The following is a 5,565-nucleotide window of genomic DNA, read 5'->3' as shown; positions in this document are numbered from 1 at the left end:
GGATTGGACACGTAGTGGCCGTCGCGCGCCGGGACGTGCTGCTCACGCGCAGTGTCGTCGAACCCGATGAATCGGCAATGCCAGGTCACCACGGCGGTTGGACGGCCACCGAACTGCTGGTGCCCCTGGTTCAGGCCACCGGATAATCAGGCCACCGGATAATCAGGGCACCAGATAATCAGATCAGCGGATGATCAAGCATCGACTGACAGCGCCCACATGACACCGAACTTGTCGAAGACCTGCCCGTACCAGCCGCCCCACGGCGCCACCGCGAAGGGCATGCCGAGCGAGCCGCCACCGGCGATGAAGCCGTCGATGATTTCCTGGGCCCGCGGCACCGATCCCGCGGTGTAAAGCAGCGAGTAGGCGGTGCCGCGCACGGGGTAGTCCGTCTCACCGTCCATCGCATCACCCCCGGCAATCTGTCCGGCGTCGGTCACCAGGACGGCGTGTGCCACTGCGTTCGGATCCGGCTCGAAGGGCATGCCCTCCATCGAGAAGTCCCGGTACTTCATGATGTTCAACTGGCCACCGAGAACGGAATACCAGTGGTTGAACGCCGCCTCCGCGGTTCCGGGCAGCGCGATGTAGGTAGCGAGAGATTCACTCACGGAGATTCCTTCTTCGGATGGTGGTTGTGACACTCACCACCCTACGGATTCCATCGCGCCGTCGCGTTCAGGAGAAGCGGAGCTCCAGCGTCGCCATGCCGAAGATCTTCTTGTCACTGCACTTGGCCGTGAGGATCACCACCCCGCTGGTGGTCTCCGGGTGCAGCGACTTGATCTTGCCGCCGTAGACGATGTCGCCGCGTCCGTCGGCCGGCACGATGGCCGGGGCCGAGAGTCGTACCGCAAACCGGCTGACGGCCCCCGGATCGCCCGACCACTCGGAGATCACGCCGACGCCCAGACCCATGGTGAGCATGCCGTGCGCGATCACATCGGGCAGTCCAGCCAACTTGGCAATGTCCTCGTCCCAGTGAATCGGGTTGGCATCGCCGGAGACCCCGGCGTAGTTCACCAGATCCCCGCGGGAAATATGCGTGTGGTGCTCGCCGATCACATCGCCCTTGGCCAGGTCGGCGAAGGCGCGCGCGCCGACGGTGCGGGTCGCGACATCCGCCGAGTCTGCGGGTGCCTCGCCCTGCCGCACCGTCTTCACGTAATCGGCAGCGGATTCTTCGGCGGAGAGGATCTGCACGTCATGCATCATCACTTTGTTGACGGCGTCAGTAATCGCCGGATCCACCTCGTCGGCGCCGACGCCGACGACGGTGGTGTGCATGCGGTGCACGGTCTCGCCGTTCTGGTCGACGAAGGTATTGGTGATCGTGATCATGTCCTTGCCCGCAATCCGGCGCACGGCTGAGAGCTCGACGTCCGTGGTCAGCTCGTCGCCGACGATAATCGGCCGGTACTGCTCGAAGACCTGCTCGGTCTGCACGTAGGTCTCGTAACCGACGACGACCTCTTGCATCAGCTTTTGGTTCGCGGCCATCGCTGGAATCGACGTGAAGGTCAGCGGGGCGACCAGACCGGAGTAGCCGAGCGCGGCTGCCGCGTCCTCATCCCAGTGCGCTGGGTGGTAGTCCTGCACCGCCCGGGCGTACTCGCGCACCTTCTCGCGGCCGACGATGTACGTCTGGTCCCGCACGTAGTAGTGCCCGACCCGCTCAGCGAGTGCCGCATTCTCCGCAGTGGTCTCCGTCGACGTCATCTTCTCCCTAACGGTTGCTCAACGCCTGAAATGCTAGACCGGTGACCCGGAAATCCCCCAACCGGTGGCCGTGCAGCGCGGCGCAGCGGCGGGCACCATGGAAGGATGACGACGCGATCAGGCACCGCACGCTCCGGTGATCTCGAAATCCACTACGACGACATCGGCGACCCGCACGCACCGCCGGTCCTGCTGATCATGGGGCTGGGCGCACAGATGGTCTTTTGGCGCAGCGCGTTCTGTCAGAAGATCGCCGACGACGGCTACCGAGTAATTCGGTTCGACAATCGCGACGCCGGGCTGACCAGCAAGCTCGACGGCGCACGCGTGGCGGGCCCGCCGTTGCCCATTCGGTTGACCCACTCCCTGCTCGGCACCCCTTCCCCCGGCGCGCCATACACACTGGTCGACATGGCAGCCGATGCGCAGGCCGTGCTCGATCATCTGGATATCGAGCGCGCCCATATCGTCGGCGCGTCGATGGGCGGAATGATCACCCAGATCTTCGCCGCCGACCACGCCGACCGGACCGTGACGGCAACGGTCGTGATGTCCAGTAACAACCAGGCCTTCCTTCCGCCGCCAGGGCCGAAGCAGTTGCGCGCCCTCCTGGCCGCTCCGCCACGCGGCGCCAATCGCGAAACGCTCATCGCGCACCGCGCCAAGCTGGGGGCGATCATCGGCAGCCCCGTCTACCCGGCTCCGCGGGCCGTCGCCCTCGCCCACAGTGCCGAGTATTACGACCGCTCCTACTACCCTGCCGGCTTCCTCCGACAGTTCGCGGCCATCGGCGCTACCGGCTCACTCGTCGAGTACAACCGGCGCACCGAGGTACCGACCCTCGTGCTGCACGGGACCCACGACAAGCTCATGCGACCGTCCGGAGCACGGGCCATCGCCCACGCCGTTCCCGGCGCCACACTACGGATGATCGACGGTATGGCGCACGATCTTCCCGAGCCACTGTGGGACGAGATCATCGGCGCGCTGACGGAGCACTTCGCTCAGGGTTGAGACGCGCGGCGATCACGCAGGGCGTGCAGCTGCTCGGCGGGCCGCAGTGTGGTGATCAGCCTGCTCAGGATGAGGGCCAGCACCGCGGCCAGCACCACCGCACCGATGCGGCCCAGTCCCATGGTGAAGGTCGAGTCGCCGGTGCTCGCCGTCAGCAGCACCGTCGGAGTCAGGAATGCGACGTACATCGCGTAATTGTTGTTCCGAAGGTAGGCGACACAGAGCACCATGCAGAGGGCGGCGGCCACCCACGGCCACGGCGTCGGCGCGAACGACACTAGGGTGGCGATCGTCGCGCCGATGATGGTGCCGCCCAAGCGTTGCGAGGCGCGCGAGAATCGGTCATCGAAGCCGACCGCAACGATCAGACAGAAGGTGAGCAGCGCCCAGTTGGTGTACGGGTAGGGCGTGAACTCGCCGATCAGCACCAGGATGATAGCGCCGGCAGCGACCAGTAGACCGGAATCGATCCGGCGATCGAGCGGCACCAGGGGCGCTGGCGCGCGCAGCTCGACGTCGTCGGTCTTCAGGTTCTTCGATGGGAAGAGCACCGACATCAGGGTGATCAACGCAATGCCGAGGACCGAGCCGACCAGAACGTGCCACCACTGCGCGCCGGAGGCGGCGAGGGCGGAGAAGGCGATGAAGTTGACCGGTGATCGGGTCATCGAGGCTACCTGCCCGATGCTGAACAGGCCTTGCACCATCGACACCGCGGCTAGGCCGATCAGGATCGCCCACAGCTGGCCAGTGGTGCCGGCGAGAAATCCGGCCATCGCTACCGCGATAGTCCACAGTCCCGCGCCGACCGCCCACTTCAATGGCATGGCCCGGGCGGGCGAGAGCAGCAGCAAGATCGCCAGGTAACCCGATTGCGCCGTGTTCGGTCCGATGAAGTAGCGAGTTCCGCCCAGCACGATCGCCGAGGCAATGAGCAGAATCAGCGCGTAGATGATGGTCTGCTTCGGTAACGCCAGCTTCTTCGGCGGCGTTGTCGGCGCGGCCACGGTCACATTCCGCTCCATGGGGAGAAAACTACCTGGCGCACCCGCCATACGGCTGCGGACCCCCCACCACTTGCGCTTTGATCAGTGAGTTCACTACGCAGTGGACTCTCCGGGAAGGATCTGACTATGCGCACTTCACCGAGACCGGGCCTCGTGCTCCTGGCCCTGTGCACTGCAAGTGCCCTCGCCCTCATCGGGCTCGGCCTACCCACCGCCCATGCGGCTCCGCGAAACGACGCCGGATTTCGCGCCCCGTTCTCCGGGGTCCCCGCCTACGAGCACGTCGCACCGCCGAAGTTGACCGCACCGGCCCAACTCAATCAGCCGCTCGGGCAGCGGGCCGCCGACCGGATCGCCGCCCAGATCGGCTTGCACCGCAGCGATGCACTGTCACCGCAGAAATCCCGGCAGCTAGTCACCGGCGGTGGGATCGGGGGCGACCGGCAGTCCGGCAAGATCATCGAAGAGTGCATCCTGATCCTCACCAACACCGTCGGCCGCCCGATGCTGTCCACGATCGACGGGCAGGTCGTGGGTTCGGTACTGGGTAGCTACGGCATTTATGTGAACACCAAGGGCCAGTTGCAGAGCCCGGCCAATGAGGCCGCGCCCACACGGCAGGTCAACACGCTCATTGCGCCCGGCGGCTACGTCGGCAACTGGCTGCGTGCGAACGGGGCGACCGACACCCTGCTGGCGCTGTACCGGTCGGCATACACGGTGCAGTTGCTTCCCGGCTTCGCCTCGCAGCAGATCTCCGGCGCCGCACAGCTGGTGACCAACACCAAGGGCGGGCAGACCACCACGGTCGGGATGTCGATGGCACCGCCGCTGTGGATCGTGAACTTCGCGTTGATCTACATCGTGAACCCGCGTCTGGCTGCGCAGATGCCCGCCTACTGGGCCCCCATCCCGTCACCCGTCGTCCGCGCCATCACAGCGAGCCCGACCGGTCAGGTCCCCTACGCCCGCTACGCCCGCTACTTGCGCTGACCACCGTCCCCGCTCGACGGGTGGCCTGTGCGCGTGAGGCGGCGCCAGGCTGCGCTGGCCGGAATCCGGGTGCCGGTGAGCACATATGAGGCCGTCGAGTCCACCACCAGGGTCGATTCCAGACCGCGACGTTCCCGGCCACCGCCAGCAAAGAGCAGGTGGTCGCCGGGGGCAAGGACGACGTCATCGTCCGGTGCGGCAACCGCACTGCCATCGGGCCGCCGCAAGAGCAACGGGACGACACGCAGCCGACCGGCCCGGTCCTCCGGGCGGCGCAGCAGGTCACCCATCCGCACCGTGCCTGCGCGCAACGCCGTCATGATCGCCGGGGTCCTTCCCGCATCGAGCTCGATGCGCCACAACACCGGCAGGACGTGGCCGCATTCGGCGACCAGACGGGTCACCAGCGTTTGCGCCCACGCATCGTCGTGGTCGGGAAGGAGTTGCAGAAAGCGCCATAGCAATGGCGAACTGATCCGGGCATAGACCTCGTGGGCCACCACTTCACTGGGGACCAGCCGCGCGTGGAGATCCATCGCATCGAACAACGCCGCGCTCGTGGCCCGATTCTGCCGGGCTGCGAGGTACAGGTCCGGATTGACCGTGCGCGCGCCGGCCACCGCCGAAAGGTTCACCACGTCGTCGTCGGTGCCGGCGACCAAGCCGACCGCATCGTCGACTCGAGCTCGTCGAAGCACCTCCGGATCGCTCGCATCGCCGAGGATCACCTCGATGCCGCTGTCGGGGGCGTCTGGAAGCCGACTCGCATCGCTCTCGATCACGCTCAGCTCGACGCCGGCCGGCCCCAGGTCAGCGGCCAGTTCCCGGC

General features: G+C 66.3%; 6 protein-coding genes. 2 read left to right on the top strand and 4 right to left on the bottom strand.

What is annotated here, in order from left to right; all coding sequences use genetic code 11:
• Window positions 1–194: 194 nt before the first annotated feature.
• Together WAW85_RS13900 and WAW85_RS13895 are read right to left on the bottom strand one after the other, a co-directional pair.
• On the bottom strand, window positions 195–614 hold the full coding sequence (locus tag WAW85_RS13900) for a VOC family protein (protein ID WP_422560193.1): 420 nt from the start codon (window positions 612–614) through the stop codon (window positions 195–197).
• A gap of 67 nt (window positions 615–681) precedes the next feature.
• Window positions 682–1,722 (bottom strand): fused (3R)-hydroxyacyl-ACP dehydratase subunits HadA/HadB, encoded by a 1,041-nt coding sequence (locus WAW85_RS13895; RefSeq protein WP_422560192.1) that lies wholly within the window; start codon window positions 1,720–1,722, stop codon window positions 682–684.
• Between the two features lie 105 nt (window positions 1,723–1,827).
• Here WAW85_RS13895 and WAW85_RS13890 point away from each other — a divergent pair, with 105 nt between their 5' ends.
• A complete protein-coding gene (locus WAW85_RS13890) occupies window positions 1,828–2,736 on the top strand; it encodes an alpha/beta fold hydrolase (protein ID WP_422560191.1) in 909 nt (302 codons plus the stop codon).
• On the opposite strand, the gene WAW85_RS13885 is transcribed toward WAW85_RS13890, so the two are convergent.
• Window positions 2,727–3,761, bottom strand: a complete 1,035-nt coding sequence (locus WAW85_RS13885; protein WP_422560190.1) for an FUSC family protein — start codon at window positions 3,759–3,761, stop codon at window positions 2,727–2,729. The genes WAW85_RS13890 and WAW85_RS13885 overlap by 10 nt on opposite strands.
• A gap of 108 nt (window positions 3,762–3,869) precedes the next feature.
• Here WAW85_RS13885 and WAW85_RS13880 point away from each other — a divergent pair, with 108 nt between their 5' ends.
• On the top strand, window positions 3,870–4,736 hold the full coding sequence (locus WAW85_RS13880) for a hypothetical protein (protein WP_422560189.1): 867 nt from the start codon (window positions 3,870–3,872) through the stop codon (window positions 4,734–4,736).
• On the opposite strand, the gene WAW85_RS13875 is transcribed toward WAW85_RS13880, so the two are convergent.
• A partial coding sequence (locus WAW85_RS13875) for a potassium channel family protein (protein WP_422560188.1) occupies window positions 4,724–5,565 on the bottom strand: 842 nt, incomplete at its 5' end. The two genes, WAW85_RS13880 and WAW85_RS13875, sit on opposite strands and share 13 nt — an antisense overlap.

Origin of the sequence: Gordonia sp. (in: high G+C Gram-positive bacteria) (assembly GCF_049299075.1) — a bacterium.
Classification (GTDB): domain Bacteria; phylum Actinomycetota; class Actinomycetes; order Mycobacteriales; family Mycobacteriaceae; genus Gordonia.
The sequence above is the reverse complement of the archived record's forward strand: the minus strand, read 5'-3'. Positions and strand labels throughout refer to the sequence as shown.